The organism is Glutamicibacter sp. AOP12-B1-11 (assembly GCF_052379245.1).
GTDB lineage: Bacteria > Actinomycetota > Actinomycetes > Actinomycetales > Micrococcaceae > Glutamicibacter.
This window is the reverse complement of sequence record NZ_JBQSYL010000011.1, coordinates 12,399-37,037: the sequence shown is the minus strand read 5'-3', so window position 1 is coordinate 37,037 and position 24,639 is coordinate 12,399. Positions and strand designations below refer to the sequence as shown.

Here is a 24,639-nt window from a genome sequence, read left to right as displayed (position 1 = left end):
CCTTCGAAGATAGGGAACACTCAAATCCATAATATGGACGGATGGAGTCAGAAAATGTCAACGAAGTATCGTGAGGACGCCGCTCAGGCACTTGCCGCCGTGGTCAAGGACGGAATGACCGTTGCCGTTGGCGGTTTTGGGCTCAGCGGGATACCCAACCGCCTGATCACCGCCCTGCGCGACTCGGGGGCTCGCAACCTGACCATCGTGTCCAACAATATGGGCGTTGATGGAAAAGGGCTAGGCGTGCTGCTGGAGAACAAGCAGGTCTCCAAGGTGCTGGCCTCCTACGTGGGGGAAAATAAGCTCTTCGCCCAGCAGTTCCTCGACGGGGATCTCGAAGTTGAATTCGTCCCCCAGGGCACCTTGGCCGAACGCTTGCGCGCAGGGGGCGCCGGGATCCCCGCCTTCTTCACGCCGACCGGCGTCGGCACCCCCGTGGCCGAGGGCAAAGAAGTCATGGAATTCGACGGCAAGCTGGCGATCTTGGAACGCGGCATCGTCGCCGACATCGCGTTGGTCCGCGCCTATGAGGCGGACGGCGAAGGCAATCTGCGCTACCGCATGACCTCGAAGAACTTCAATCCGCTTGCCGCCATGTCCGGGCGGCATACCTTCGCCGAGGCCGAGCATATTAGTGCGGACTACCTCGATCCGTCTCTGGTGGAAACGCCAGGTATTTTCGTCTCGACGCTCGTCGATGCCGACGACGTCAAGGACATCGAACAGCGCACCGTCCGCCCGAAGCAGGAGGCCTAAGCATGTGGAATAGAGATCAGATGGCGGCACTGGCCGCCAGCGAACTGACCGACGGCCAGTACGCAAACCTTGGGATCGGCATTCCCACCCTGGTGGCGAACAACCTACCGGCGGGCGTCTCGGTCAAGCTGCAAAGCGAGAATGGCCTGTTGGGCATGGGCCCCTTCCCCTTCGAAGGCGAAGAGGACGCGGACCTGATCAACGCCGGCAAGCAGACGGTGACGATTCTTCCCGGCGGAAGCTTCTTCGATTCGGCCATGTCCTTCGGCATGATCCGCGGCGGCCACGTGCAAACGGCGATCCTCGGTGCCCTGCAGGTTGCCGCCAACGGCGACCTGGCCAACTGGACCATCCCGGGCAAGCTGGTCAAGGGCATGGGCGGCGCCATGGATCTGGTCGCAGGCACCCCCCGGGTCATCGTGCTGACCGATCACGTGGCCAAGGACGGCAGCTCGAAGATCGTGGAAAAGTGCGACCTGCCGCTGACCGGGGTCGGCGTGGTGGATCGAATCATCACGGACCGCGCCGTCTTCGACATAGTTAATGCAAAACTGGTGCTACGCCAGGTGGCCCCGGGCGAAACTCCGGAAAGCATCAAGGACATCACCGCAGCAAAATTCATCGTCGAACTCCAGGAGGACCTCACAGCATGAGCGTCAAAATTGTAGGCTACGCACGCACCCCGTTTATGCGCTTCAACGGCGCGCTGGCAAGCATCCCCGCAACCGAGCTGGGCGCCCACGCGGCCAAGGCTGCACTGGAACGCGCCGGAGTTGCACCGAGCGAGGTCCAGCGCGTGATCGCCGGACAGGTATTGCAGGCTGGCGCCGGGCAGAACCCGGCACGGCAGACCGCGGTCGGCGCCGGGGTGGGGCTGGACGTTCCGGCCATCACGTTGAACGCGGTATGCCTTTCGGGCGCCGAAGCCGTGGTGGCCGGCGAACGGCTGATCGCCAGCGGCGAGGTTGACGTGGTGCTGGCCGTCGGCCAGGAATCGATGTCCTTGGCACCCCATGTGCAGCGCGCCCGCGCGGGCACCAAGTACGGTGCCATTGAAATGCTCGACACCCTGGATTATGACGGTTTGACCGATGCGCATGAGAAGCGTTCCATGGGCATCTCCACCGAGGAACACAACACCACGCTGAAGCTGGGCCGCCAGCCGCAGGACGAGGTCGCCGCGGCCTCGCACCAGCGCGCCGCAGCCTCCGGGGAATTCTTTGCCGGGGAAATCGCCCCCTTCACGGTGAGCAGCCGAAAGGGCGATACCGTATTTGCTGCCGACGACGGGATTCGCCCGCAGACTACCGTCGATTCCCTGTCGGGTCTTCGTCCTGCCTTCGCCAAGGACGGCACCGTGACCGCCGGCAACTCTTCGCAGATTACCGACGGCGCCGCCGCGGTCGTGCTGGCAAGCGATGCCGCCGTGGAACGTCTGGGGTTGAAGCCACTGGCCGAAATCCTCTCCCACGCGTTCGTCGCCGGCCCGGACCGCACCCTGCACGACCAGCCGTCCAACGCGATCAATACCGCGTTGGACAAGGCAGGAGCCAAGGCCGCGGATTTGCAGGTCGTGGAAATCAATGAGGCTTTCGCCGCCGTTTCGGTACAGTCGACGGCCACGCTGGGCCTTGATGCCAAGATTGTGAACCCGCACGGCGGCGCGATCGCGCTGGGCCACCCGATCGGGGCCTCCGGCGCTCGCATCATCGGTACGCTGGCACGCCAGCTGCAGGAACTTGGCTCCGGTTCGCTCGGGGCAGTCGGCATCTGCGGCGGCGGCGGTCAGGGCACTTCGGTGCTCCTGCGTTCGCTCTAGCTCGGCGGCAGTTGCCAGCCGAAAAATGAAATCCACGTTGACTTGAGGTCAACGTGGATTTCTCTTTTCAGTACGGAGTCAGTGCCACAGTGGCTCACGGGCCACATAATTGGTCAGCAGCTCGGCCTCTACCCGGATGACCGCTCCGTTCGCAACCCTCTCCTGGCCCGGTCCGTGCAACTCGGTGAGCACCGAGCGAATCAGCGAACCGTGGCTGACCACAACTACTCGCTGCCCCGGGTGCTGCATGGAGATCTTGAACAGCACGTTGATCGCGCGTTCCACTAGGTGCTCTTCGCTCTCCCCCAGGTCCATCAGGCGGTGGATATTTTCCTCGCTCAACCCGGCCACGATGGTGCCCTCGGCGTCGCCGTAGTCCCGTTCCATCAGCTCCGAGAACTCTTGCACGCGGGGCACGGCGAGCAGATCGGCGATGACCTGCGCAGACTGGCGAGCGCGGAAAAGCGGGGAAGAAACTACCGCGTCCCATGCCCCGGCCGCTGCCAGTTCCATGCCCGCTTGCTGGGCCTGGCGGCGCCCGGTTTCGTTCATGGGCAGGTCGCTGCGGCCTTGCAAGCGCCCGGCGCGATTCCATTCGGTTTCTCCGTGCCGCACGAAGACGATTTCTGTTGCGTTCATGATGATGTCTCTCTCGAATGTGCCGGAATTCTGGCACGTGTTGCGTTAGTCGTTTTACTTGCGATTTGGTTCTTGTTCTTGCGTGTTCCGTGCCGGACCGGGATGGGACTGTTCCGGATTGACTGCGCATCAACTTGCAGCAAGGAAAACCATGAGCTTTCCGGTCCGTTCAAGATCTCCTGTGGTGCGTAGGCGTTGGTGTTGTAGGAGGTTGCCGGGGCCATGAAAACGTTTGTACCCTTCAGTTGCCCGACACCGGCTTGGTGGAAGTGGCCGCATAGGATTCCGCGCACATCGCTGCCGCTCAGTATCAGGGCGAGGTCTTCGGGATTTGCCAGTCCGCGTCCGGATAGCTCCGCGGCCATCGCTTCCACCGGCGGGTGGTGCATCAGGATCAGCGAACCGCGCGGGGCCGGCTGGGTGAGCAGAGAGGATAGCCAGCGAAGTTGCGGCGCATCGAGCCATCCGCGAGCCTCGCGATAGCCTCCGCTATCCAGACCGATGATGCGCAGTCCGTCGATCTCGTGCACGGTATTTGCGATATGGGGTCCGGTGGACAGGCGGAAGGTATTAAATGCTTCATTGACCGACTCTTGGGGGTCGTGATTGCCCGGCACGGCAATGATGGGGCAGCCCAGTTCATTTTCGAACTTCGCAAATAGCTTCGCGGCTCGTTCATGGACCGGTGCCCCACGGTCTGCGATATCCCCGGTCACCACCACAACGTCCGGAGTGAAGTGCTTGGCCGCGTGGAGCGCGGCGCGCAAGCGAGCCCACGCGTCGATGGTGCCGTGCAGGAGCTTGCCTTCGGCACACAGGTGGGTGTCGCTCAGATGAACTACGTTCAGCGTTTTCATCAGCTTGCCACCAGGCTGCGCAGCTCACGGGGTGCCGCATGCTTGGCCAGCGATTGCAGCCGTCGAAGTTCTGCCCCGGTGAACCCCTTGCTGAGCAGGTAGCCGGTGATCGAACCGTAGCTATCGGTCAACCAATCGAGGGTGTCGCTCAGGGTCGCTCGGTCACGTTGCCATTGCGTGTCTGCAGTTCGAAAAGACTCTGGAGCGAAATCGGCCACGATCTGGGCCCGGTCCATGCCGAGGGCCGCCGACAGCAGAGCGATCACCAACCCGGTACGCTCTTCTCCGGTTCGGCATTGCACCACGGTGCTTCCGCCGGTGGCATTGGCAATCGCACGAAGGGCCGCCACTAGCCGCGCACCCCGGCCGTCCAGGAGGATTCGGTGCACCTCGCCGAGGGACCTGTCCACCGGCAGCTGACCGGAATACAGCGAGATCGCTCGGTAGCGCAGCCCCGCCAGCACCGGAATGGACTCTGGCTGGATTTCCTGAGATTCGCGCAGATCGATGAGCGTGCCCACGTCTAAACCTTGGAATTGTTCCATCGCACGCGGGCCAAAGCTGCTCAGGGCTGTGGCCCGATAGAGCCGGTTCGGCCCGATTCCCGGAACCGGGCGTAGGCTCATTAGTTCGGCAGTCTTTACGTGAGTTGCAGACATCGTTCTCCCCTATCCTCGATTCCTGATCCGGAGCTTTCCCACCATTGCACCGCACGCTGTTGGCCGACAGGTGAACAACGAACCACAACGTCATGAATCCGGCCGTAAAGCCGTGAAAAGTACGCTTTTCTCGGAGGCTTCGCCGGTTTTCCGGTCAATCTCATAGGCCGCAGAGCTGATGTGAACAGCGAGTAGGCAACAAAACGACTAACCTTGAGTGCAAGAGTATTAATTTTCCAAGGAGCTAAACTCATGACCGGCAGCAAAGTCGTAGCCTTTGGCCACTTCCAGCCAGAGCGCATCGTGCCCAACACCGAGTTGGAGAAGCTGGTCGAAACCAGTGACGAATGGATCACCCGCCGCGTTGGCATCCAGGAGCGCCGTTGGGGCACCGGAGTCGAGACCGTCGATTCCATGGCCATCAAGGCCGCAAAAATGGCATTGGACAATGCCGAGGATATCGATGCCACGGACATTGACCTGATCATCGTGGCCACCTGCACCGCCGAGGACCGTTCGCCGAATATGGCCGCCCGCGTGGCGCAGGCGCTGGACATGGAGCAGGGCCCGGCAACGATGGACGTCAACGCTGCCTGCTCCGGCTTTGCCCACGCGGTAGGCCTGGCCCAGGGTTCCATCGCCGCCGGCAGCTCGACCAAGGCGCTGGTGATCGGCGCGGAAATGCTGACCGACTACACCGACTTCACCGACCGCACCACCTGCGTGCTGACCGCCGATGGCGCGGGCGCTTTCATTATCACCGCCTCGGAAACCGCTGAGATTTCCCCGGTGGTTTGGGGCTCGGTTCCTTCGCTTTCCGACGCGGTGCGCATCGAAGCTGAGAACGACATGAAGTTCGCGCAGAATGGCCAGAGCGTTTACCGCTGGACTGTCACGCAGCTTCCAAAGATCGCCTCGAAGATCATCGAGCGCGCAGATATGAAGCCCGAAGAGCTGGATGCAATCGTCTTGCACCAGGCGAACCTGCGCATTATCGAACCGCTGGCCGAGAAGATCGGTGCACCGAACGCCCGGGTTGCCACCGATGTGGTCTACTCGGGCAACACCTCCGCCGCCTCGGTGCCGCTGGCCCTCTCCAAGCTGATGGCCTCGGATGATCCGCTGCCTTCGGGCTCCAAGGCGCTGCTCTTCGCCTTCGGCGGCGGCCTGTCCTACGCCGGGCAGATCATCACGATCCCGTAGTAGCAACGAATCCCCAAAGGGGAGGACCGAGCGTACGCTCGGTCCTCCCCTTTTTTTGATTAAACTTTCCGCTCAATATCCCGCGAGGCAATCCGGATGATTACTGCTTTCCCGATTCGGCCAATCAAAACGCCACGGGTATCGACGGAACTGGCGAAATAGACCGAGAAAAACCTTGCCTTAATGCGTTAGTCGACGCTAACGTATTAACCATGCAGGATTTACTGGAAGTTGCCGCGGAGCCTAACCGCAGGCGGCTGCTTCAATTGCTGGGTTCAGGTGAATGCACGGTGTCGCAACTGGCAGAACACTTCACCGTCTCTCGCTCCGCGATATCCCAGCACCTGCTGCTGCTTTGCGAGGTCGGGCTTCTGGACGCCCGCAAGCAAGGCCGCAGCCGCTACTATTCGCTCAACACCACGGGGGTCTTGCGGCTAAAAGCCCTGCTCGATTCATTCTGGAACAACGAGCTAGACCTCCTCGTTGCCGAGGCCAAGCAACTCGCCGCAGAGCTGCCCGCCCCGTCAGCAACCCCGAGAGATGGAGAATCATCATGAGCTACGAGAGAACCGTCATCCTTCCAGTCGACGCCGACGCGGCCTTCGCACTAGTCACCGAACCCGAACGCCTGCGCCGCTGGCAAACCGTCGCCTGCCGCGTAGACCTCACCGTTGGCGGCGGATTCCGCTTCACCATGGGTCCGGGCCACCAGGCATCGGGCACATTCACCGAAATCGAGCCGGGCCGCCGCCTCGTCTTCACCTGGGGCTGGGAAGGCTCGGACGCCGTGCCGCCGGGCGACTCCACCGTCTTCATCACGTTGGAACCGCTCGCCCAAGGCACCGCGGTCACCTTGCGGCACGAGGGGCTGAACGCCGAGCAGTCCGCCGGCCATGCCGAGGGCTGGAACCACTTCCTGGACCGGCTGGCGCGCTTCGCCGAAACCGGGCAGGCCGTGGCCGATGAATGGAACGCCACCCCGGAACCGGAGAACGCGATCCAAGCCGCCGAAGCCGCCCTCACGGCACTGCAGCTCGCGCTGTACCACCTCACCGCCGAGGATGCCACGCGCCCTACGCCCTGCGAGGATTTCAATGTTTCGGAGCTGATTGACCACCTGGCCGGCAATCTCGCGGGCATCGGATCGGCCCTTGGCGCCCAGCTAGCCGACGCTCCCGAGCTGGCGCCGGAACCGCGCATCGCGAATCTCGCCCAAGCGGCCCTCGAAGCCCTCAACGCGCGCGGCTTGGCCGGAGAGATCGACCTCGGTTTTGCGGTTTTGCCCGCTCCGGTGGTCGCCGGAATTCTGAACCTGGAACTGCTGGTGCACGGCTGGGACCTGGCCCAAGCCACCGGCCAGGACTATGCGGTGGATCCGGGGTTTGCCGACTACGTGCTGGGAATTGCCCAAGGAACCGTCGGCGCAGCGCAACGCGAATCCGGCTCCTTCGGGCCGCAAACGGTGGTTGCCGAATCGGCCGGCAGCCTCGATCGACTGGTCGCCTTCACCGGCCGAGTTCCGAGCGGCGCGTAGGGGCCACGCAGCATGGTCGACGTCACCACCAGCATCGTCATCCACCGCCCGCTTCGGGCGGTGGCCGACTACGCAGTGGATCCGCTTAATGCCCCGGCCTGGTACCGGAACATCCGCTCGGTGCGCCGGTTGACGGACGGGGAATTCTCGATCGGAGCGCGCGCCGCCTTCGAGGCCCGCTTCCTAGGCCGGGAGCTGTCCTACGTCTACGAGGTGATCGAGCTGGTGCCTGAGAAGCTGCTCGTGATGTCCACCGCGCAGGGCCCGTTTCCGATGCGCACCAGCTACCGCTTCGAAACCGTCGATGCCCACAGCACCCGCGTGCGCCTGCGCAACGATGGCCAGCCGGCGGGTTTCGGCCGGATCTTCGCTCCGCTCATGGCACCGCTGATGCGCCGCGCGAACGCCGCGGACCTGCGGGCCTTGAAGCAGATCCTGGAATCCACGGAACGCTGAATCAGGCTGCCGGGAGAGTGGGCAACGCCCCACTCTCCCGGTGTCCGCACGCCGTTGACTAGTCCGATCGCAAGCCCTGCCGAATCAACTTGACGTAGGGTGCATCACACCCGCACACTGGTACTCATGAACCTGTCAGACAGCTGGACAGCCGGACAGCAACCGATCGCCCGGACCAGCGCCTCCGAAGCGGTCTTCAACACCCTGCGCGCAGCCATCGAGGCCCAGGAGATCCCGCTCGGCGCCAAGCTCGGCTCCGAAGCGAGTCTGGCCTCGACCTACGGGGTCAGCCGCTCGGTGGTCCGCGAAGCCCTGCGTTCCTGCGCCGCGCTCGGATTGACCCGCACCGAAACCGGCCGCGGCACCTTCGTCATCTCCCACCGGCCCACCCGGGATCTGGTGCTCGGCACCTTCTCCTCGGCGGACCTCTATGAGGCACGCCCGCATATCGAGATCCCCGCCGCCGAATTGGCCGCCGCCCGGCGCACCTCCGAGGACCTGGAGCGGCTGAGCGGCCTCATCGAGGAGATGGAAGCCGAAGACGGCGCCGAAGCCTGGGTGGAACTCGATGCCGCCTTCCATGCGGCGATCGCCCGCGCCAGCGGCAACTCCGTCTTCGACCGCGTCGTGGGCGACATCCGCGAGGCCATGGCCCGCCAATCCGAGACGGTCAACCTCGTCACCGGACGCCGCTCCCCCTCGAATTCCGAGCACCGCAAGATCGTCGCCGCCATCTGCTCGTCCGACGCCGAAGCCGCCGGCCAGGCGATGGCCGAACACCTGAGCGCCGTGCAACAAGCAGTTTCAACTATCGTCAGGAGTTCCAAGTGACCCCCTCAGCCGCCGCTTCCGCGGGATTGGCGCAGTGCGCTGGTGCAGAGCTTCCAAAACATGTGCCGCTGGTCTCCGCCAGCCGTGGCGAAATGCTCGAATCGATCCACTACGGTTCGGCGGTGCTGCTCGATCCGCAGGGTGAGGTCATCACCGCGCTGGGAGATCAGCAGGCGCGCTTCTACCCGCGTTCGGCGCTGAAGCCGCTCTTTGCCGTGGCCATTCTGCGCTCCGGCCTGGAACTGAGCCAGGAGCAGATCGCGCTGGCTGCCGCCAGCCATTCCGGTGCGCCGCGCCATCAGCAGGTAGCCCATTCGACGCTGCGCGACGCAGGGCTGGAGCTCGCGGAGCTGGGGAACTCCACCGACCTGCCCTACGGTGTGGCCGAACGGGCCAGCTGGCTTGCCGGCGGCGGCAGCGCCACCCAACTGGCGCAGAACTGCTCGGGAAAGCATGCGGCGCTGCTGGCCATGTGCAAGCACAACGGCTGGGCGACCGAAAACTATCTGGCTGCCTCCCACCCGCTGGCGGCGGCGCTGCGCGAGATCGTTGAAGAACTCACCGAAGAGCGCATCACCACGATCAGCACCGACGGCTGCGGCACCCAGGTCTACCCCATGACCCTCGCCGCGCTGGCTCGCGGCTTCGCCAAATTGGCCAAGGCCGCGCCGGACACCGCCGAGGGCCGCGTAGCTGCTTCCATGCGCGCCTATCCAGAACTGGTCGCCGGCGAAGGGCGCGACGTCACCGAGCTCATGCGCGCGGTGCCCGGTGCCGTGGCCAAGGATGGTTTCGAAGGAATCCAGGCCGTTGGCCTGCCCGACGGTTCCTCGCTGGCGGTCAAGATCTCCGACGGCTCAGACCGGGCACGCATGCCGATCACCGTCAAGCTGCTGGCCAGCCATCTTGGAGACCAGGCGCCCGCGGCGCTGGAAGATTTGGCGTCTTCCCCCGCCCTGGGCGGCGGAGAGCCTGTCGGCGAACTGACAGCACTCTAACCCGACGATTTTCAATTTCTATCCAACACCCATGGTGCATTTAGTGCGCCTAAAATCAGGAGTGAGCACTCATGTCTGAAACCATTCAGGCTCCCGTCACACGCAGCGAACACGATCTGATCGGCGACCGCGACATCCCGGTCGACGCCTACTGGGGCGTGCATACCCTGCGCGCCAAGGAAAACTTCGATATCACCGGCACCAGCCTCACCGGCAACCCGCATCTGATTGCCGCGCTGGCCCGCGTGAAGCAGGCGGCCGCCCGGGCAAACCACGAGCTGGGCCTGCTCGACGCCGAGCGCGCCGGGGCCATCGACCAGGCTTGCGAAAAGATCGCCGCCGGCGCCCTGCACGAACAGTTCATCATCGACCCCATCCAGGGCGGCGCGGGCACCAGCACCAATATGAACGCCAACGAGGTCATTGCAAACCTCGCCCTGGAAATCATGGGTCATGCAAAGGGCGAGTACTCCTACCTGCACCCCAATGACCATGTGAACCTCTCGCAGTCCACCAACGACGCGTACCCGACCGCGGTGAACATCGCCACGCACTTCGCCACCCAGCCGCTGCTTGAAGCCATGCTGGTGCTGGAGAATTCCTGCCTGGCCAAGGCCGGCGAATTCCGCAGCGTGGTGAAGATGGGACGCACCCAGTTGCAAGATGCGGTGCCGATGACCGTCGGCCAAGAATTTGGCGGGTGGGCCGTCACCTTGCGCGAGGACCGCGATCGGCTGGCCGAATCGCTGTCGCTGGTCACCGAGATCAATCTCGGGGCCACCGCGATCGGCACCGGTTTGAACGCACCGGCAGGCTACGCCGAATCGGCGCGCGGCCATCTGGCCGCTTTGACCGGCCTGCCGTTGACCACCAGTCCCGATCTGATCGAGGCCACCAGCGACGTGGGAGCCTTCGTGCACCTCTCCGGAGTGCTCAAGCGTGTGGCGCTGAAGATCTCGAAGATCTGCAACGATTTGCGCCTGCTCTCTTCCGGACCACGTGCCGGACTCAACGACCTGCAGCTGCCGGCCGTGCAGTCCGGGTCCTCGATCATGCCCGGAAAGGTCAACCCGGTCATCCCGGAGGTCGTCAACCAGATCGCCTACCAGGTGGTCGGCCACGATATGACGGTGACTATGGCGGCCGAGGGCGGCCAGCTCCAGCTGAACGCCTTCGAACCGGTGATCGCGCACTCCATTGGGCTTTCGCTCAAGCACCTGACCAACGGTTGCCTCACCCTGGCCACCCGCTGCATCGATGGAATCACCGTCGATGAGGACGCGTTGCGCCGCGAGGTGGAGAACTCCATCGGCCTGGTCACCGCGTTGAACCCACGGCTGGGCTACGCCCAGTCCACCTCGATCGCGCTGGAAGCGTTGCATTCCGGACGCGGCGTGGCCGAGCTGGTGCTCGAACGCGGCCTGCTCTCGGCCGCAGACCTGAACGAACTGCTCAAGCCAGAGCGCCTGGCAAATCTCTCCGACTAACACGCAAGGATTCCGATGGAGCATTCCACCACCCACGCCACCGCGGCGCACGTGCCCGAGGCGGGTCTCACCGCCGGTGACGACGACTACCACAAGGGGCTTTCTTCCCGCCAGATGCAGATGATCGCCATTGGCGGCGCCATCGGCACCGGCCTGTTCATGGGCGCCGGCGGGCGCCTGGCGGCTGCCGGTCCGGGCATCGTCGTGAGCTACGCGGTCTGCGGCTTCTTCGCATTCCTGATCCTGCGCGCACTGGGCGAACTGGTCATGCACCGCCCGACCTCGGGTTCCTTTGTTTCCTATGCCCGCGAGTTCTACGGCGAGAAGGCAGCCTTTGCCACCGGCTGGCTGTACTGGCTGAACTGGGTCATGACCTCAATTGTGGACATCACCGCGGTGGCCCTGTACATGGCGTTCTTCGGCAAATACGTTTCCTGGATTGGCGCGGTTCCGCAGTGGGTCTGGGCGTTGGCGGCGCTTGCCCTGGTGCTCGGCATGAACCTGGTTTCGGTCAAGGCCTTCGGCGAGATGGAATTCTGGTTCGCCTTGATCAAGGTCGTCGCGCTGGTGGGCTTCCTCATTGTTGGCTGCTACTTCGTCATCTTCGGCACCCCGATCGACGGCCATGAGGTGGGCTTCTCGATTCTCAGCGACAACGGCGGGCTGCTGCCCAACGGCTTGCTGCCGGTGCTGGTGCTCATGCAGGGCGTGGTCTTCTCCTACGCGTCGATCGAGCTGATCGGCACCGCGGCCGGCGAGGCAAAGGATCCCGAGAAGGTCATGCCGAAGGCGGTGAACACGGTGATCATCCGCATCGCGGTGTTCTACGTCGGCTCGCTGGTATTGCTTTCCTTGCTGCTTCCCTACTCCGCCTACAAGGCCGGCGAATCCCCGTTCGTGACCTTCTTCGGCTCCATCGGCATTCAGGGCATGGATGTGGTGATGAACCTGGTGGTGCTCACCGCCGCGCTGTCTTCGTTGAATGCCGGCTTGTACTCCACCGGGCGCATTATGCGCTCCATGTCCTTGAACGGTTCGGCCCCGCGTTTCGCCGGACGCATGAACAAGTCCGGGGTGCCCTATGGCGGCATCCTGATCACCGCGGCCGTCGCGGTCTTCGGCGTGGTCCTGAACGCCTTTGTTCCGGCCAAGGCCTTCGAAATCGTCTTGAACTTCGCCGCCGTGGGAATCCTGGCCTCCTGGGGCATGATCGTGTTGTGCCAGATGGCGTTGGCCAAGGCCGCACGCCGCGGCAGCCTGGAGCGTCCGAGCTTCCGGATGCCGCTGGCTCCCATCTCCGGATGGGTAACCCTGGTCTTCCTCGCCGCGGTGCTGGTCATGATGGCCTTCGACAATCCGGTGGGCACCTGGACCATCGCTTCGCTGGCGATCATCGTTCCGCTGCTGATTCTCGGCTGGTACGCCAGCCGGAAGCGGATCAACGAGCTGGCAAGCGCACGCCTGGCTGCAGAGCGCGCAAGCAATGGCGACTCGGGAAATGAGAAGGCACTGGTCTAATCACCCTGCCAATGGTGTGGAGTTCTAGCGGGCTCCACACCATTGGTGTTTAACCCGCCGCATGGCGCACGGTGAGCAGGATGCTTTCGATGGTTCGGTACTCGTCGCTGGCCAGGAAGTTGTCCACGCCCTCACGAGTGGGATCGTCGCCGATGCCTTGATCCTCCATATATTCCTCTTCCACCCAGAGCATCGGCGCCTGGCTGTCGCCGATTTTGAAATAGTCCAGATCGGGTTGTTCGGTGCGCTCTTTCAGGACCTGGTCATCGACGAGCGCCAAGGAGAAACCGGTTTCCTTTTCGCCGTCATCCTGGCTGGTGCCCGTCCAAAACTCGGCGATTAGACTCGTTGGAGTTTCCAGTGCGGGTATCGGAACTTCTTTGAGCAGCTCGCGTTCATAGAGGTTCATGTCGCCGTCCGGAGAGGTCGCGGTATTCGGGAGCAGGGTCATCACATGTGCGCCGCTGCGATCCTTGATCTCCCATTTGTCGTACTCGATGCATTCGCCATCGCAATCTTCTTCTACGTACCACTCCGCGGGCAGCTGGAAACCGATGCCCATAATCTCTTGAGTTTGAGATAGGTCGGTTTCTCCGGTTCGACTCGAATTATCGGATTCGTCCGCGCTCGGGCTCTGCGAGTCGCCGGGGCTTGGCGCGGGCGCTGTTGCCGAGGCGTCCGGGACTTGAGTGTTCTCGCTCGGTGCCGGTTCCGGGCTTGGATCATTCGTCGAGCACGAAGTCAACGCGAGCGCGGAGAGTGCCGTTAGCGACAGCAGTCGCAGCGATAGTTGTAGTTGTTTCACCTTTGGCTCCTTAACAGTCCCTGCGGATCGGCGTGCCGGCCGGCACGCCGCGGTGAGCGGGTGCGGGGCCCCTTCGCTCCCACGATCCCCTATCCGGCACGCCATTCCAATATCAAAAGCATTAAGTCTTGGACGCAACTCGCGCGATGCGACGCGGCTTCTGCTTGGAGCGCATCTGTGCCTTGCACTAGTACCTGAGCGGCAATAGTGGAATGATGTGTCCTATGGCACATGCAAAGCAACCCTTTCATAATCTTGATGGCTACATTTCCCTCTCCCGGCTCGGCGGGCTGGCGCTCTCGCCAGATGGCACCCGGCTAGTCACCTCGGTGAGCACGCTTGCCGAAGACGCAACAAAATACACCTCCGCCCTCTGGGAGATCGACCCCAGCGGACACGAACCGGCCCGCCGGCTGACCTTTAGCGAAAACGGCGAATCGCAGCCGAACTTCACCGCCACCGGCGATCTGCTCTTTCTGTCCAAGCGCTCCGCCAAGGATGACGCCAAGCCCGAAGCGTGGCTGCTGCCCAAGGCGGGAGGCGAGGCGCGGTCGATCCTGTCGCATCCGGCAGGTATCGAATCGGTCACCACATTCGCCCGGAACCAGAAGGACCTCTTGGTACGCGCCGCCGGGCTGCCACGCGCAAAGGACCTGGAACATGAGGAAAAGATCCTCGGCGAACGCAAGGAGAAGAAGATCTCCGCCATCTTGCACACCAGTTATCCGGTGCGATATTGGGATGCGGATCTTGGACCGCAAACACCACATTTCTATGCAACCCGGCTGCCGGAAAGCTCAAGCGCCGATGCTTGCACGCTCAGGGACCTCACTCCCGGCATCGGTGCGAATCAGACAGAAGCTGAGTTCACTGCCGCGGATAGCGGCGAGTTCCTGATTACCGAGTGGATGGTACCGGAAGGCCGCGGCTCGGTGGCTACAGGATTGATGCGCATCGATCTGCATTCCGGCGAACAGGAGATGCTCCTGTCTCCGGATCAGGACTACGAGTACACGGTAGGCAAGATCAGCCCGGACTCGACCAAACTGATCTACTGCCGTTGGACCCGCTCCACCCCCGAGACCGCGCCGGTGATGAGCCTTTGGCTTATGGAACTGGCCAGCGGAGAAACCCACGAAATCGCAGTGGGCTGGGACCGCTGGGCGGAAGACATCATCTGGTTCCCCAACGGCCACTCGCTGCTGATCGTCGCCGACGAGCACGGGCATAGCCCGATCTTCCACCTGTCGCTGGACCGGGACAAGATCACTCGCCTGACCGATGCCGGAGCATACGCCAACGTACTGATCAGCCCGGATTCGCGGACCGCTTACGCATTACGCTCAAGCTACGAATATCCTGCGGAACCGGTGGCGGTGGAACTTACCCACCTCTCGGATCTGGAAGAGAACGAATACGCGCGGGTATCCGAGCTGCGTTCCCCCGCAGCGCGGCCCGAGCTTCCGGGCACGCTCACCGAAGTCACGGCCACCGCCGAGGACGGGACCCCGGTGCGTGCCTGGCTGGCCCTTCCCGAAACTGCCGGTCCGAAGTCCCAGGCACCGTTGCTGCTGTGGGTCCACGGCGGCCCGCTGGGCTCATGGAATGCCTGGAGCTGGCGTTGGAATCCATGGCTGGCGGTCGCTCAAGGGTACGCGGTGCTCTTGCCCGACCCTTCGCTGTCTACCGGCTACGGCCAACAGTTCATCCAGCGTGGTTGGGGGCGTTGGGGTTTCGAGCCTTATACGGATTTGATGGCCATCACCGATGCCGCCGAGTCCCGCCCGGATATTGATGAGACCCGGACCGCGGCCATGGGCGGATCGTTTGGCGGCTACATGGCCAACTGGATCGCCGGGCACACCGATAGGTTCAAGGCCATCGTGACTCATGCGAGCCTGTGGGCGCTGGAAGGTTTCGGCAAGACCACCGATGCCTCGTTCTATTGGACACGCGAGATGAGCAAGGAAATGATCCAGGTCAATTCCCCGCATAACTCTGTGGCGAATATTGTGACGCCCATGCTGGTGATTCATGGCGACAAGGATTATCGCGTACCCATTGGGGAGGGCTTGCGCTTGTGGTACGAGCTATTGGCCGAGTCCGGGCTTCCGCAGGAGGCGGACGGAACCACCGCCCACCAGTTCCTGTACTTCCCGGATGAAAACCACTGGATTCTCAGTCCGCAGCACGCCAAGATCTGGTACCAGGTGATCTTCGAGTTCCTTTCACAAAATGTCCTAGGCAACGATCCTGGCCCGTTGCCCGAGGTGCTCGGCTAGCCAATACCGCTAGCCCCAGCGACGGTCGTGCCTTCCCGAAGCCTCGGGAGCGTGACCGTCGCTCCCGCTTCTGGCACCTGCGGCGCCCGCGCGCCAGGAATGACGCGGTCACAGGTAGCTCCCATCAACTTCAGCTCATGTCCCAAGGCGCGCAAGACCGAAACTCCTCCGCCAACGGCAGCTAGGTGTGCAAGTATTACCGCATGGAGCTCCCAAATGTAGAAGTGAAATCCGCTGCTGCGGCCTACGACGCCATTGCCGATGGCTATACCGCCGAAAATGATTCAAGCCTGCTCAACGAGTATTACAATCGTCCTGCAATCCGCGCGCTGCTTGGCGAGGTCAAAGGCCATCACGTGCTGGACGCCGGGTGCGGATCCGGCCCAAATATTGCCGACCTGCTTGAACTCGGAGCTACCGTCATCGGAATCGACGGCAGCGCCGCAATGCTCGACATTGCCCGCGATCGGCTCGGCCCCGAGGTGGACCTGCGAGTCGCCGATTTAGCTGCACCGCTGCCCTTCGAAGACAATACCTTTGATGATGTGCTCTGTTCGCTCTCGTTGCACTATCTCGAAGACTGGCAGGACACCCTGGCCCAGATGAAACGTGTGCTTAAACCGAGCGGTCGCCTGATCCTCTCGGTCGAGCACCCGTTCGCCACCTGGCTCGGCCAGCGTGAGGCCGGAGTGAAGACAAACTACTTCGAAACCCGTTCAAGAACCGAGAATTGGCAGATGAACGGGCAAGAAACCGAACTGACCTTCTGGGACAGGTCCTTGTCGGCCATGCTTGCATCTTTCCTAGCAGCAGGTTTCCGCCTGACGCACCTCGAAGAGCCTGCCCCCTCTCCAGAAGCCGTGGAGACATTCCCTGATTTTTTCAACGGCCGCCAAGACCCGCGGTTCCTCGCCTTCCTCTTTATTGTTCTGGAAGCCTAATACCCAAATTATCCGGGAAGGATGACCGAGGACGGCTCATCTCCGCCAGCACCACGAGTCGCGGCCACCAGGGCCTTGGCGCGGCGGGCGACATCTGCATCGCGTTCACCCAGCATCGCCACCAAGCGTTCCAGGTGGGCCACCCGGTGAGCATATGACTGGTGCAAACGTTCGGACAAGGGAAGCTGCGAGAGTTCTTCAGCTTCGTGCCACGCCATCACCAGAGCGCGTTCGAAGAGCCGCTGCCCGGCTTCATCTGCGCGCCCTTGGCCGCCGGAACCGAGCACCGCCACCGCGTTGAGCTGTGCGTCGTCCAAGCCGAGCATCAACGTTTCGAGCTGCTTCTTCGCCCGAGCCAAGGCCCCTGCGCCGCGTCCGAATCGGCTGATGCGGCTCGTGGCACCGAGCAGGTACCGCACGAAGAGCACCAGGTTGATGACGGTGAAGAAGAACATGAAGCTGAGCATCCAGAAGAGGCCCGACGGGGAGAACGCGGCTCGCTCATACCCGTTGCGTTCCAGCGCCTCGTTGTAGTCGTCCAGGGTTCCGGCGACCTCCATCTCCAAATATCTGGATTCGCTGATCGACCCGTGTTCCCAGGCGTTCAGGCGACCCCAGGAAAACTCGCCGCGTTGCACCACGGAGCTGATGATTCCCGGAACGACGGTCCTTTCGGCGTCGGTGACCAGCACCGGGATGATCGCTTCCTCGGGGAGAAGCTCACCGGTTGCCGGATCTACTTTGTCCTTGAATTCACCCTTCAAACGCCATTTGGCCTCCAGGATGCTGACGGGCAGAACATCGCGGAAGGTGCTTCCGGGCTCCGGGGGACGGAATTCAAGATAGCTTTCGGCGTCCCGTACCGCGAGGGTGAAGCTGCTGTCGCTTTCGAAGTCGGTGTCCATATAGCGCAAGACATCTTCTTCGACGAGCATCCCCGCCGGGTCATCTACCTCAAAGCGCACCCCTTGCCCGCTGCCATCGCTGGCGACTTCGGGGCTTGCGGTCAGCTTGGCCACCAGCAATCCGGCGGCAACCATGCTGCCCAGAAGCGTCAACACCGCGAGGGTGATCAGCAGTCCGCGACGGCGCGGAGCCGGTTCCTCGGTACCGGCGGTCCCTCGCCTTCCCCGAGCCGAAGCAATCGCGGTGTTGGGCTTTGCGCCGGCGTCGGGCGTTTGCCCGCCGCCATCCGAGGCGAGGGTGTCCCCCAGCGTGGCTCGCACCTGGGCATTGGCCAAGCGCAGGTGGTGCAAGGCGCTTGATTCTTCCGGGGCTTCGAGGCCCAGGCTTTCACGCAGTTGCCGATGATCTTGGGAAATCTGCGCCACTGCGGGAATACGGCCGTGCGGATAGCGGCGCAGCGAGGTGATCAGCGTGCGGGTGTGCCGCGCAAGCTGCTGTTCGGCTTCGCGCCACCGGGCGACGGCCTGCTTGCTGTCGGTGTCGCCGGTCGAGGCGTCCAAGAGCTCGCCAAGGTCGGTGCGCAACGCCTGGACATCTTGGCCCGAGATCATGCGCCCCGGCGCCTTGTCCAGACGAATCAGCAGTGCGGTCGCTGCCTCATAGATTGGCCGGCTGAGCTTATCGAAGGTACTTCCGGTTCCGGCGAGATTTGCGTGCACCGACCCGGCGCCCATCAGCGCATCGGCTAGTTGCGTCAGCCTCCGGCTGGTGTTTTCAAATTCGGAGAGCTTTGCACCGGTGCTCTGGTTCAGTGCCTCGGCCTTGGTGAAAAGCGAGGTCAGCAGCGGATCTTCGTTGCGCGCCGCCTCCAATGACAGGCTTTGCAAGTCGTGCCAGTTTTTGCTGAACCCTTCCGGACGCGAACTCTCGGCTGCGGCGGCATAGGTCGCTTCCAAGGCTTCGAGGTCCAGGACCACTCGGGCCAGCTTGCGCTGCGCGGCCACGAAGCGGCGATACCTGGAATTCCACCGCGCACGGTAGCGCAGCGCAAAGTACAGCAGCACCGCGGTGAGCATGGCGCATAGGCCAATCGCCCCGAACCAATACAGCGGATTTTGCACCGGAACATCGGAGAGCACAATCGCCGCGCGTTCGGCCGAGGCAATCACCGCTTGCGGTCCGTGGCCCAGGCCGACGTTGTCCCAAAAGGAATTGCTGATTTCGAAGCGCGCATCCCGGTACTCGTCGTCTCCGGAAACCAACTCGGATTTCAGCGCACTGCCGTTGAACCGCTCGTCAACGTCTTGGTTTTCGGTTTCAAGATTCTCCAGCTGGGTGGAGAGCAGGACGTCGTAGTCCGCCAGCTCGCCGCGCAGCAGTTCATCCCCGCTGAGATACCTGTCGGTGACGGTGAGCGTCAGCGGTCTATGCGACTTGATGGGCTGTTTTTCAAGTGCCGCGTCCACCGTGGGCTGGCTGATGTTCCAGTCGTGCGACCCCTCGACGACGATCGACACCTCGTGCAGTGGCTCCTCCGGGATCGAGGTGTACCCCCGCACGGCAACCAGCGTGGTGATGATGGCCATGAGGATCGCACCAAGTGCCGCCCAGGACCGCGGACGGCTTAATCGACGACCGCGCGAATCGAGCATTTGGCGCCTGCTCATGAGTTCTCCTGTTGCTTCACGACGGCCAGCTCTTCAGCCCGTGCGTACGCACGGTCCAAGATGCTCAGCGGATCGGAGCAGACCTTCGCGGCCCGGTCACCGAGCATGCGCTCGCGCAATGAGTCGATGAGTTTCAAATTTGCGGCGCTAGCCTGTTGAACTGCTGCTGCATGTTCCCGTTGCAACTCCTGGTGCATGATCCACAGCTCATCCAGTACCTGCGCAGTAGTTTGATTTCGCTGCTGGCTTCCGCCTGCCCATTGGCGCATCTCGTCCAGCCGGTTGGTGTGCTCGATGATCAATGCACGCAATCGAGGCACACACTCCAGCTGCCCGACGGACGGTATGTTGAGGAACTGCGCGGTATCTTCGAGCCGTTCGCGGTGGGTGAGCACGATGGCGTTCCAGTCGTCCTTGTTGCGGAACTTCGAGCCAAGCAGGCTATTGAGCGCTTTGCTCCCCGCGACCAGCACCTCCTGATCGGCAAAGGCGCTTTCCATGGTTGCCAACCGATCGGCACCGAGCGGACCGCCGTCTTGGTATTGTTCGGCCAATTGGCGGGCGCGAGCATTAAGCGGTGGAATCGCGGTTTTAATTGCCGTGCTCGCCTGCGCGCTGGGTCCTTCCGGGTTGCCGGCAGCTGGGCGCGCGCCATCCTTCTCCAGTCGCAAGGCGCGCTGGCGGAGCAGCTCCACGAGCATGTCACCGCGTTTGCTGCGCGCCATGGCAGCCGCTGCACGATTCTTGCGATGCCGCGCGATATAGGTTGCGAGCACCGCTCCAACCACGATCAGGCCTAGCACGCCGAATCCAATGATTTTTGCGGTGGTGCTGTCCTTGGGCGCCTTCAGCTCGGTGGCGCTGGCCCGTGCCACCTCGATGAGGCCTTGGCTGTAGTTCTGGGCGTCGAACTGCTGCCGGCCGGCCCGCTGGATGCGGTCTTCGGCTCCCGAACCGACGGGCGTGACGTTGCGGCCCGGTTCCACCGAAACCTCGGTTGGTGCTCCCGGGGCTTCGGGCAGCATGACCCCGACGACAATCCAGCCTTTGCCGACGTACCCCAGCTCCTGGCCGTTTTCCACCCAGTCATCGCTGAGCGCGTCGCTGTCACCGAAGAGCAGCAAGCCTCGCACCAGCTGCGCGGCTCCCGTGAGGTTGTTTGGTTTCCGGTCGACTCCAACCAGAATCTTCGCATTTGAAAGATCCATGGATTGGCGCACCTGATCGAGAATTTCTTGCGTATCGACCGAGTCTTGAGCCGCGTCGCTGACCGCAAGGTAGAAGTTCTCTTGCTGCGCGGTGACACGCGGAATGCGGATTGGTTCTTCGTCTTGTGCCGGGGCGCTTGATTGCACGGTGGGGTAAACCGGTTCTGACCGGAGGTCTTGGGCCTGCGCTGGGAGCGGCAGCGCGAGAAGCGCGAGAAGCGCCAACAGCGGCAGGAGCAGTGCTCCGAATCGGGGCAAGGAACGGACTGCAGCGAACGGTCGAGTCATAGTGCCCCGAGTATATCAATAAGAGTTTGAGTAACCGGGCGCGGGAAAACCCGCCAGGTGAGGTGCTCATGGCACCTCGCCTGGCGGGTTGATTTCACCGCCTAGTCCAGCAGCATGGCCGGTTCTTGCATAATCGAGGCGACGTCGGCCATGAAGCGGGCCGACAGGTCGCCGTCAACCACGCGGTGGTCGAAGGAGCCACCGAGGGTGGTGATCCAGCGGGGCACCACCTCGCCGTCGACAACCCATGGCTTCTGGCGGATCGTGCCGAAGGCGACGATCGCTACCTCGCCCGGGTTGATGATCGGGGTTCCGGTATCAATGCCCAACACACCGATATTGGTGATGCTCAACGTGCCGTCGCGCATTTCTTCCGGGCTGGTCTTGCCTGCTCGGGCCGTGGTGGCCAGCTCGTTGAGGGCGATCGCGAGCTCTCGCATGTTCAGCTCTTGGGCATTCTTGATATTCGGAACCAGCAGCCCACGCGGGGTGGCCGCGGCGATGCCGAGATTCATGAAGTGCTTCTGGTGGATCTCCGCACCATTCTCGGTCTCCACCCAGGAGGCGTTGACCGAGGGGTTGCGCGCCGCGGCCCAGATCACTGCGCGGGCCAGCACCAGCAACGGGGAAACCTTGATGCCTTCGAAGTCGCGGGACTTCTTCAGCCGCTGCACGTACTCCATGGTGCGGCTTGCGTCCACGTCCACGAAGATCGAAACGTGCGGGGCGCTGAAGGCGGAATCCACCATGGCCTTTGCGGTGGCCTTGCGCACCCCGCGAACCTGGGTGCGTTCGATGAGCGCGCCGCCTTCGGCTCCGTGCCCCCAGTAGGTTGGTGCCGCGTCGCGCTCGGCTTCGCGCTGGCCCTGGTAGCTGTTGACGTCTTCGCGGGTGACCTCACCCTGCACGCCGGTACCGACGATCTCGTTGATGTCCACGCCAAGATCCTTGGCGAGCCGGCGCACCGGAGGCTTTGCAAGCACCCGGTCGACAAAGTTGGCCATGGCGGGCTTGCGGCGGTCGACCTCGCGGGCCACCGCCTGGCCCAGACCCTGGGCGCGACGCGAGATCGTATCTGCCAGGCCGGCGGCGCTGGCGCTCCCGCGAGGCGGGGTGGGCCGCGCAGCTGCGGCCGAAGGCGCCGGACGGCTGGTGCGCTTGCGGCGTACCGCGGAGTCGGCTGCCGGGCCGGAGCCCACCAACGGGCCGGGCTCCTCGGAGGCCACCGGGGTTTCGGTGTTGGCGGCTTCCAATGGTTCGGGGACACCGGTAGGTGGCACCGGGTCGCCTTCTTCGTTGATGGTGATCAGCGGCTGGCCCACCAATACGGTGTCGCCTTCGCCCGCGTGCAGTTCGGTGACTACCCCGGCAAAGGGGCAGGGAAGCTCGACCAGCGATTTGGCGGTTTCGATTTCCACGAAGATCTGGTTGACCTCGACGGTGTCTCCCACGGAGACCTTCCAGGAGGCGATATCGGCTTCGGTTAGCCCCTCGCCCACATCGGGAAGATTAAAGACAGTCATGTTTTTCTCCTTGGTTCCTTAGCGCTTAGTAAGCGAAGGACCGGTCGAGGGCTTCGAGCAGCTTGTCGATGTCCGGCAGGTACTGGGATTCGACCTTCGAGATGGGGTATGGCATGTGGAATCCACCTACGCGAAGCACAGGTGCTTCCAGGGACAGGAAGGCGCGTTCGGAAATGCGCGCGGCGATTTCGCCACCGAGACCGCCAAAGGTCGGCGCTTCGTGGGTGATGATCAGCCGTCCGGTCTTCTGCACCGATTCGGTGATGGTGTCGAAATCGATCGGCGAGAGCGAACGCAGGTCGATCACCTCAACCGAGCGGCCGTCCTCGCGGGCGGCTTCCGCGGCAGCCAGCGCGATGGGAACCAGCGGGCCGTAGGCGACGATGGTCGCGTCTTCTCCAGGGTGGACTATCTGAGCCTTGAATGCGTCCAGCGCCGGAGCTTCGGTATCAACCTCGCCCTTGAGCCAGTAGCGGCGCTTGGGTTCCAGGTAGATGACCGGATCCTTGCATTCGGCGGCCTGCTGGATCATCCAGTAGGCGTCGTGCGCGTTGGAGGGGGTGATCACGCGCAAACCCGCGGTATGCACGAACAGGGCTTCCGGGGATTCGGAGTGGTGCTCAATGGAACCGATGCCGCCGCCGTAAGGAATGCGGATGACCACAGGCACGGTCAGCCGCCCCTCGGAGCGGGCATGCATCTTGGCCAGCTGGGTGGTGATCTGGCTGAAGGCGGGGAAGACGAAGCCGTCGAACTGGATTTCCACCAGCGGACTGTGCCCCCGCAGTGCCATGCCGACCGCGCCGCCCACGATTCCGGCTTCACCCAGTGGGGAATCGATCACCCGGTGGGCACCGTACTTGTCGATCAGCCCTTCGGTGATTCGGTACACGCCGCCGAGGCGTCCGATATCTTCACCCATGAGGATGGCGCGGTCATTGGATGCAAGCACCTTGTCCAAGCCGTTGGTGATGGCCTTGGCAAGAGTCATGGTTGTCGTCAATTTATTTCTCTCCCTGTCCGGCTTCGTCCGCGAACCCGGCTTCGTAGTCCAGATGCCATTGCAGTTCTTCCTGGACTAGTGGGTGAGCTTCGGCGTACACCTGCTCAAAGGACTTGGACAGCGGCGGAACGGGGAAGGCCATGGCGTCCTTGCGGACCTGAGCGGCCATCGCGTTTCCGTCCCGTTCGAGTTGTTCGAAGAACGCTTCGTCGACGATGTTGCTCTCTCGCAGGTAGGTTTCCATGCGGATCAGCGGATCCTTCGGCGCCCAGGCCAGCTCTTCTTCGCTCTGGCGGTACTTGGTCGGGTCATCTGCGGTGGTATGCGCGCCCAGGCGGTAGGTAACCGCTTCGATCAGCACCGGTCCCTTGCCGCTTCGCGCATGCTCCATGGCCCAGCGGGTGACCGCCAGGACCGCCAGCACGTCGTTGCCGTCCACGCGGATTCCCGGCATTCCGTAGCCAGCGGCGCGGGTGACCAGCGGGACCTTCGATTGAACTTCGAATGGCACCGAAATGGCCCACTGGTTGTTCTGGCAGAAGTACACCACCGGTGCGTCGAAGGAGTTGGCGAAAACCATCGATTCGTGGGTTTCGCCTTCGGTGGAGGAGCCGTCGCCGAAGTAGGTCAGCACCGCGTCACCCTGTTCGGCGCGTTTCGCTTCATCCCAGCCATGCTGTTCAAGATTAATCGCCATGCCGTAGCCGGCGGCATGCGGCAGCTGGGCGGCAAGCACCATGGTGTACATGTGGAAGTTGTTTTCCCGCGGGTCCCAACCGCCGCCGGAGATGCCGCGGAACAAGCGAAGCATCTCGGAGAAGGAGACATTGCGGGTGAGCGCAACACCGTGTTCGCGGTAGGTCGGGAAGATGTAGTCCTTCGGGCGGGTGGCTCGGCCCGAACCGATTTGCGCCGCTTCCTGCCCACGCAGCGGGACCCAGAGGCAGAGCTGACCTTGGCGTTGCAGGGCCGTGGCTTCTTGGTCAAACCTGCGGGTCAACGCCATGTCGCGGTAAAAACCACGCAACATGTCATCGTCAACATCGCCCAAATACGAATCATAAGTTTCGTTGGGCAGACGCTGGCCTTCCGGGGTCAGAATCTGAATCAGATCCTGGTCCGTTGCCTCGGTTGCGGCACGCGGCATAAAACTTCCTTCGATCAATTATATGCCCCACAAGGAATACATTCCCTATGGGACATATAGCGGCTTAACTAATGAACAGCCTATATCTCAAGGCGTCTAAAACGCGAGA

At 62.9% G+C, this 24,639-nt stretch carries 22 protein-coding genes; 13 read left to right on the top strand and 9 right to left on the bottom strand.

The features are described from left to right. The first annotated feature begins 54 nt into the window (after window positions 1–54). The 3 genes from ACT3UQ_RS08270 to ACT3UQ_RS08260 are packed head-to-tail and all read left to right on the top strand — an operon-like array spanning window position 55 to window position 2,578. Window positions 55–759: a CoA transferase subunit A gene (locus ACT3UQ_RS08270; protein ID WP_105552807.1), complete on the top strand. Its 705-nt coding sequence runs from the start codon at window positions 55–57 to the stop codon at window positions 757–759. Between the two features lie 2 nt (window positions 760–761). Continuing rightward, entirely contained in the window at window positions 762–1,412 is a 651-nt protein-coding gene (locus tag ACT3UQ_RS08265) for a 3-oxoacid CoA-transferase subunit B (RefSeq protein WP_105552806.1), read from the top strand. Then, complete coding sequence (locus ACT3UQ_RS08260; RefSeq protein WP_105649734.1) at window positions 1,409–2,578, top strand: acetyl-CoA C-acyltransferase; 1,170 nt, start codon at window positions 1,409–1,411, stop codon at window positions 2,576–2,578. Before ACT3UQ_RS08265 ends, ACT3UQ_RS08260 begins: the two co-directional genes overlap by 4 nt. 78 nt (window positions 2,579–2,656) lie before the next feature. Here ACT3UQ_RS08260 and ACT3UQ_RS08255 read toward each other — a convergent pair whose 3' ends face one another. The 3 genes from ACT3UQ_RS08255 to ACT3UQ_RS08245 are packed head-to-tail and all read right to left on the bottom strand — an operon-like array spanning window position 2,657 to window position 4,700. Further along, entirely contained in the window at window positions 2,657–3,217 is a 561-nt protein-coding gene (locus ACT3UQ_RS08255) for a histidine phosphatase family protein (protein ID WP_105552804.1), read from the bottom strand. Continuing rightward, window positions 3,214–4,074, bottom strand: a complete 861-nt coding sequence (locus ACT3UQ_RS08250; protein ID WP_444636905.1) for a metallophosphoesterase family protein — start codon at window positions 4,072–4,074, stop codon at window positions 3,214–3,216. Before ACT3UQ_RS08250 ends, ACT3UQ_RS08255 begins: the two co-directional genes overlap by 4 nt. Next, window positions 4,074–4,700: a tyrosine-protein phosphatase gene (locus ACT3UQ_RS08245; protein ID WP_444636904.1), complete on the bottom strand. Its 627-nt coding sequence runs from the start codon at window positions 4,698–4,700 to the stop codon at window positions 4,074–4,076. The genes ACT3UQ_RS08250 and ACT3UQ_RS08245 overlap by 1 nt, the downstream gene beginning before the upstream one ends. Window positions 4,701–4,985: 285 nt before the next feature. Here ACT3UQ_RS08245 and ACT3UQ_RS08240 point away from each other — a divergent pair, with 285 nt between their 5' ends. The 8 genes from ACT3UQ_RS08240 (at window position 4,986) to ACT3UQ_RS08205 (ending at window position 12,760) form a co-directional block, all read left to right on the top strand. After that, the gene (locus ACT3UQ_RS08240) at window positions 4,986–5,936 is read left to right on the top strand and encodes a beta-ketoacyl-ACP synthase III (RefSeq protein WP_105569592.1); all 951 of its coding nucleotides are present in this window, start codon (window positions 4,986–4,988) and stop codon (window positions 5,934–5,936) included. 212 nt (window positions 5,937–6,148) lie between these two features. After that, on the top strand, window positions 6,149–6,493 hold the full coding sequence (locus tag ACT3UQ_RS08235; protein ID WP_105552800.1) for an ArsR/SmtB family transcription factor: 345 nt from the start codon (window positions 6,149–6,151) through the stop codon (window positions 6,491–6,493). After that, window positions 6,490–7,470 (top strand): TIGR03086 family metal-binding protein, encoded by a 981-nt coding sequence (locus tag ACT3UQ_RS08230; protein WP_105552799.1) that lies wholly within the window; start codon window positions 6,490–6,492, stop codon window positions 7,468–7,470. The genes ACT3UQ_RS08235 and ACT3UQ_RS08230 overlap by 4 nt, the downstream gene beginning before the upstream one ends. Window positions 7,471–7,482: 12 nt before the next feature. Then, the gene (locus tag ACT3UQ_RS08225; RefSeq protein WP_105552798.1) at window positions 7,483–7,926 is read left to right on the top strand and encodes an SRPBCC family protein; all 444 of its coding nucleotides are present in this window, start codon (window positions 7,483–7,485) and stop codon (window positions 7,924–7,926) included. Between the two features lie 126 nt (window positions 7,927–8,052). Then, window positions 8,053–8,757, top strand: a complete 705-nt coding sequence (locus ACT3UQ_RS08220) for a FadR/GntR family transcriptional regulator (RefSeq protein WP_105552797.1) — start codon at window positions 8,053–8,055, stop codon at window positions 8,755–8,757. Beyond that, window positions 8,754–9,755: an asparaginase gene (locus tag ACT3UQ_RS08215; protein WP_258133496.1), complete on the top strand. Its 1,002-nt coding sequence runs from the start codon at window positions 8,754–8,756 to the stop codon at window positions 9,753–9,755. Before ACT3UQ_RS08220 ends, ACT3UQ_RS08215 begins: the two co-directional genes overlap by 4 nt. A 71-nt stretch (window positions 9,756–9,826) precedes the next feature. Next, a complete protein-coding gene (locus ACT3UQ_RS08210; RefSeq protein ID WP_105552796.1) occupies window positions 9,827–11,242 on the top strand; it encodes an aspartate ammonia-lyase in 1,416 nt (471 codons plus the stop codon). A 15-nt stretch (window positions 11,243–11,257) separates the two neighbouring features. Beyond that, entirely contained in the window at window positions 11,258–12,760 is a 1,503-nt protein-coding gene (locus tag ACT3UQ_RS08205; protein WP_105552795.1) for an amino acid permease, read from the top strand. A gap of 49 nt (window positions 12,761–12,809) precedes the next feature. Here the strand turns inward: ACT3UQ_RS08205 and ACT3UQ_RS08200 are convergent, their stop codons facing one another. Beyond that, entirely contained in the window at window positions 12,810–13,565 is a 756-nt protein-coding gene (locus tag ACT3UQ_RS08200) for a hypothetical protein (protein WP_146112431.1), read from the bottom strand. 224 nt (window positions 13,566–13,789) lie between these two features. Between ACT3UQ_RS08200 and ACT3UQ_RS08195 the strand changes: the two genes are divergently transcribed. Then, complete coding sequence (locus ACT3UQ_RS08195) at window positions 13,790–15,847, top strand: S9 family peptidase (RefSeq protein WP_105552793.1); 2,058 nt, start codon at window positions 13,790–13,792, stop codon at window positions 15,845–15,847. Between the two features lie 203 nt (window positions 15,848–16,050). Further along, window positions 16,051–16,788, top strand: a complete 738-nt coding sequence (locus tag ACT3UQ_RS08190) for a class I SAM-dependent methyltransferase (RefSeq protein WP_444636903.1) — start codon at window positions 16,051–16,053, stop codon at window positions 16,786–16,788. A gap of 8 nt (window positions 16,789–16,796) precedes the next feature. Here the strand turns inward: ACT3UQ_RS08190 and ACT3UQ_RS08185 are convergent, their stop codons facing one another. The 5 genes from ACT3UQ_RS08185 to pdhA all read right to left on the bottom strand — a co-directional run bounded on the left by ACT3UQ_RS08185 (window position 16,797) and on the right by pdhA (window position 24,530). Continuing rightward, window positions 16,797–19,361: a DUF5129 domain-containing protein gene (locus tag ACT3UQ_RS08185; RefSeq protein ID WP_444636902.1), complete on the bottom strand. Its 2,565-nt coding sequence runs from the start codon at window positions 19,359–19,361 to the stop codon at window positions 16,797–16,799. Continuing rightward, window positions 19,358–20,857: a hypothetical protein gene (locus tag ACT3UQ_RS08180; RefSeq protein WP_444636901.1), complete on the bottom strand. Its 1,500-nt coding sequence runs from the start codon at window positions 20,855–20,857 to the stop codon at window positions 19,358–19,360. Before ACT3UQ_RS08180 ends, ACT3UQ_RS08185 begins: the two co-directional genes overlap by 4 nt. Before the next feature lie 101 nt (window positions 20,858–20,958). Continuing rightward, a complete protein-coding gene (locus ACT3UQ_RS08175; RefSeq protein WP_105552789.1) occupies window positions 20,959–22,380 on the bottom strand; it encodes a dihydrolipoamide acetyltransferase family protein in 1,422 nt (473 codons plus the stop codon). A 25-nt stretch (window positions 22,381–22,405) separates the two neighbouring features. Next, window positions 22,406–23,371, bottom strand: coding sequence for an alpha-ketoacid dehydrogenase subunit beta (locus ACT3UQ_RS08170; RefSeq protein ID WP_105552788.1), 966 nt, complete (start codon window positions 23,369–23,371; stop codon window positions 22,406–22,408). Between the two features lie 13 nt (window positions 23,372–23,384). Further along, window positions 23,385–24,530, bottom strand: a complete 1,146-nt coding sequence (gene pdhA / locus ACT3UQ_RS08165) for a pyruvate dehydrogenase (acetyl-transferring) E1 component subunit alpha (RefSeq protein WP_105552787.1) — start codon at window positions 24,528–24,530, stop codon at window positions 23,385–23,387. Window positions 24,531–24,639: the final 109 nt, after the last annotated feature.

What these genes read in the sequence shown, in the direction of transcription:
- ACT3UQ_RS08270 (WP_105552807.1), top strand. Translation starts at nt 55, where the DNA reads ATGTCAACGAAGTATCGTGAGGACGCCGCTCAGGCACTTGCCGCCGTG.
- ACT3UQ_RS08265 (WP_105552806.1), top strand. Translation starts at nt 762, where the DNA reads ATGTGGAATAGAGATCAGATGGCGGCACTGGCCGCCAGCGAACTGACC.
- ACT3UQ_RS08260 (WP_105649734.1), top strand. Translation starts at nt 1,409, where the DNA reads ATGAGCGTCAAAATTGTAGGCTACGCACGCACCCCGTTTATGCGCTTC.
- ACT3UQ_RS08255 (WP_105552804.1), bottom strand. Translation starts at nt 3,217, where the DNA reads ATGAACGCAACAGAAATCGTCTTCGTGCGGCACGGAGAAACCGAATGG.
- ACT3UQ_RS08250 (WP_444636905.1), bottom strand. Translation starts at nt 4,074, where the DNA reads ATGAAAACGCTGAACGTAGTTCATCTGAGCGACACCCACCTGTGTGCC.
- ACT3UQ_RS08245 (WP_444636904.1), bottom strand. Translation starts at nt 4,700, where the DNA reads ATGAGCCTACGCCCGGTTCCGGGAATCGGGCCGAACCGGCTCTATCGG.
- ACT3UQ_RS08240 (WP_105569592.1), top strand. Translation starts at nt 4,986, where the DNA reads ATGACCGGCAGCAAAGTCGTAGCCTTTGGCCACTTCCAGCCAGAGCGC.
- ACT3UQ_RS08235 (WP_105552800.1), top strand. Translation starts at nt 6,149, where the DNA reads ATGCAGGATTTACTGGAAGTTGCCGCGGAGCCTAACCGCAGGCGGCTG.
- ACT3UQ_RS08230 (WP_105552799.1), top strand. Translation starts at nt 6,490, where the DNA reads ATGAGCTACGAGAGAACCGTCATCCTTCCAGTCGACGCCGACGCGGCC.
- ACT3UQ_RS08225 (WP_105552798.1), top strand. Translation starts at nt 7,483, where the DNA reads ATGGTCGACGTCACCACCAGCATCGTCATCCACCGCCCGCTTCGGGCG.
- ACT3UQ_RS08220 (WP_105552797.1), top strand. Translation starts at nt 8,053, where the DNA reads ATGAACCTGTCAGACAGCTGGACAGCCGGACAGCAACCGATCGCCCGG.
- ACT3UQ_RS08210 (WP_105552796.1), top strand. Translation starts at nt 9,827, where the DNA reads ATGTCTGAAACCATTCAGGCTCCCGTCACACGCAGCGAACACGATCTG.
- ACT3UQ_RS08205 (WP_105552795.1), top strand. Translation starts at nt 11,258, where the DNA reads ATGGAGCATTCCACCACCCACGCCACCGCGGCGCACGTGCCCGAGGCG.
- ACT3UQ_RS08195 (WP_105552793.1), top strand. Translation starts at nt 13,790, where the DNA reads ATGGCACATGCAAAGCAACCCTTTCATAATCTTGATGGCTACATTTCC.
- ACT3UQ_RS08190 (WP_444636903.1), top strand. Translation starts at nt 16,051, where the DNA reads ATGGAGCTCCCAAATGTAGAAGTGAAATCCGCTGCTGCGGCCTACGAC.
- ACT3UQ_RS08185 (WP_444636902.1), bottom strand. Translation starts at nt 19,361, where the DNA reads ATGAGCAGGCGCCAAATGCTCGATTCGCGCGGTCGTCGATTAAGCCGT.
- ACT3UQ_RS08180 (WP_444636901.1), bottom strand. Translation starts at nt 20,857, where the DNA reads ATGACTCGACCGTTCGCTGCAGTCCGTTCCTTGCCCCGATTCGGAGCA.
- ACT3UQ_RS08175 (WP_105552789.1), bottom strand. Translation starts at nt 22,380, where the DNA reads ATGACTGTCTTTAATCTTCCCGATGTGGGCGAGGGGCTAACCGAAGCC.
- ACT3UQ_RS08170 (WP_105552788.1), bottom strand. Translation starts at nt 23,371, where the DNA reads ATGACTCTTGCCAAGGCCATCACCAACGGCTTGGACAAGGTGCTTGCA.
- pdhA (WP_105552787.1), bottom strand. Translation starts at nt 24,530, where the DNA reads ATGCCGCGTGCCGCAACCGAGGCAACGGACCAGGATCTGATTCAGATT.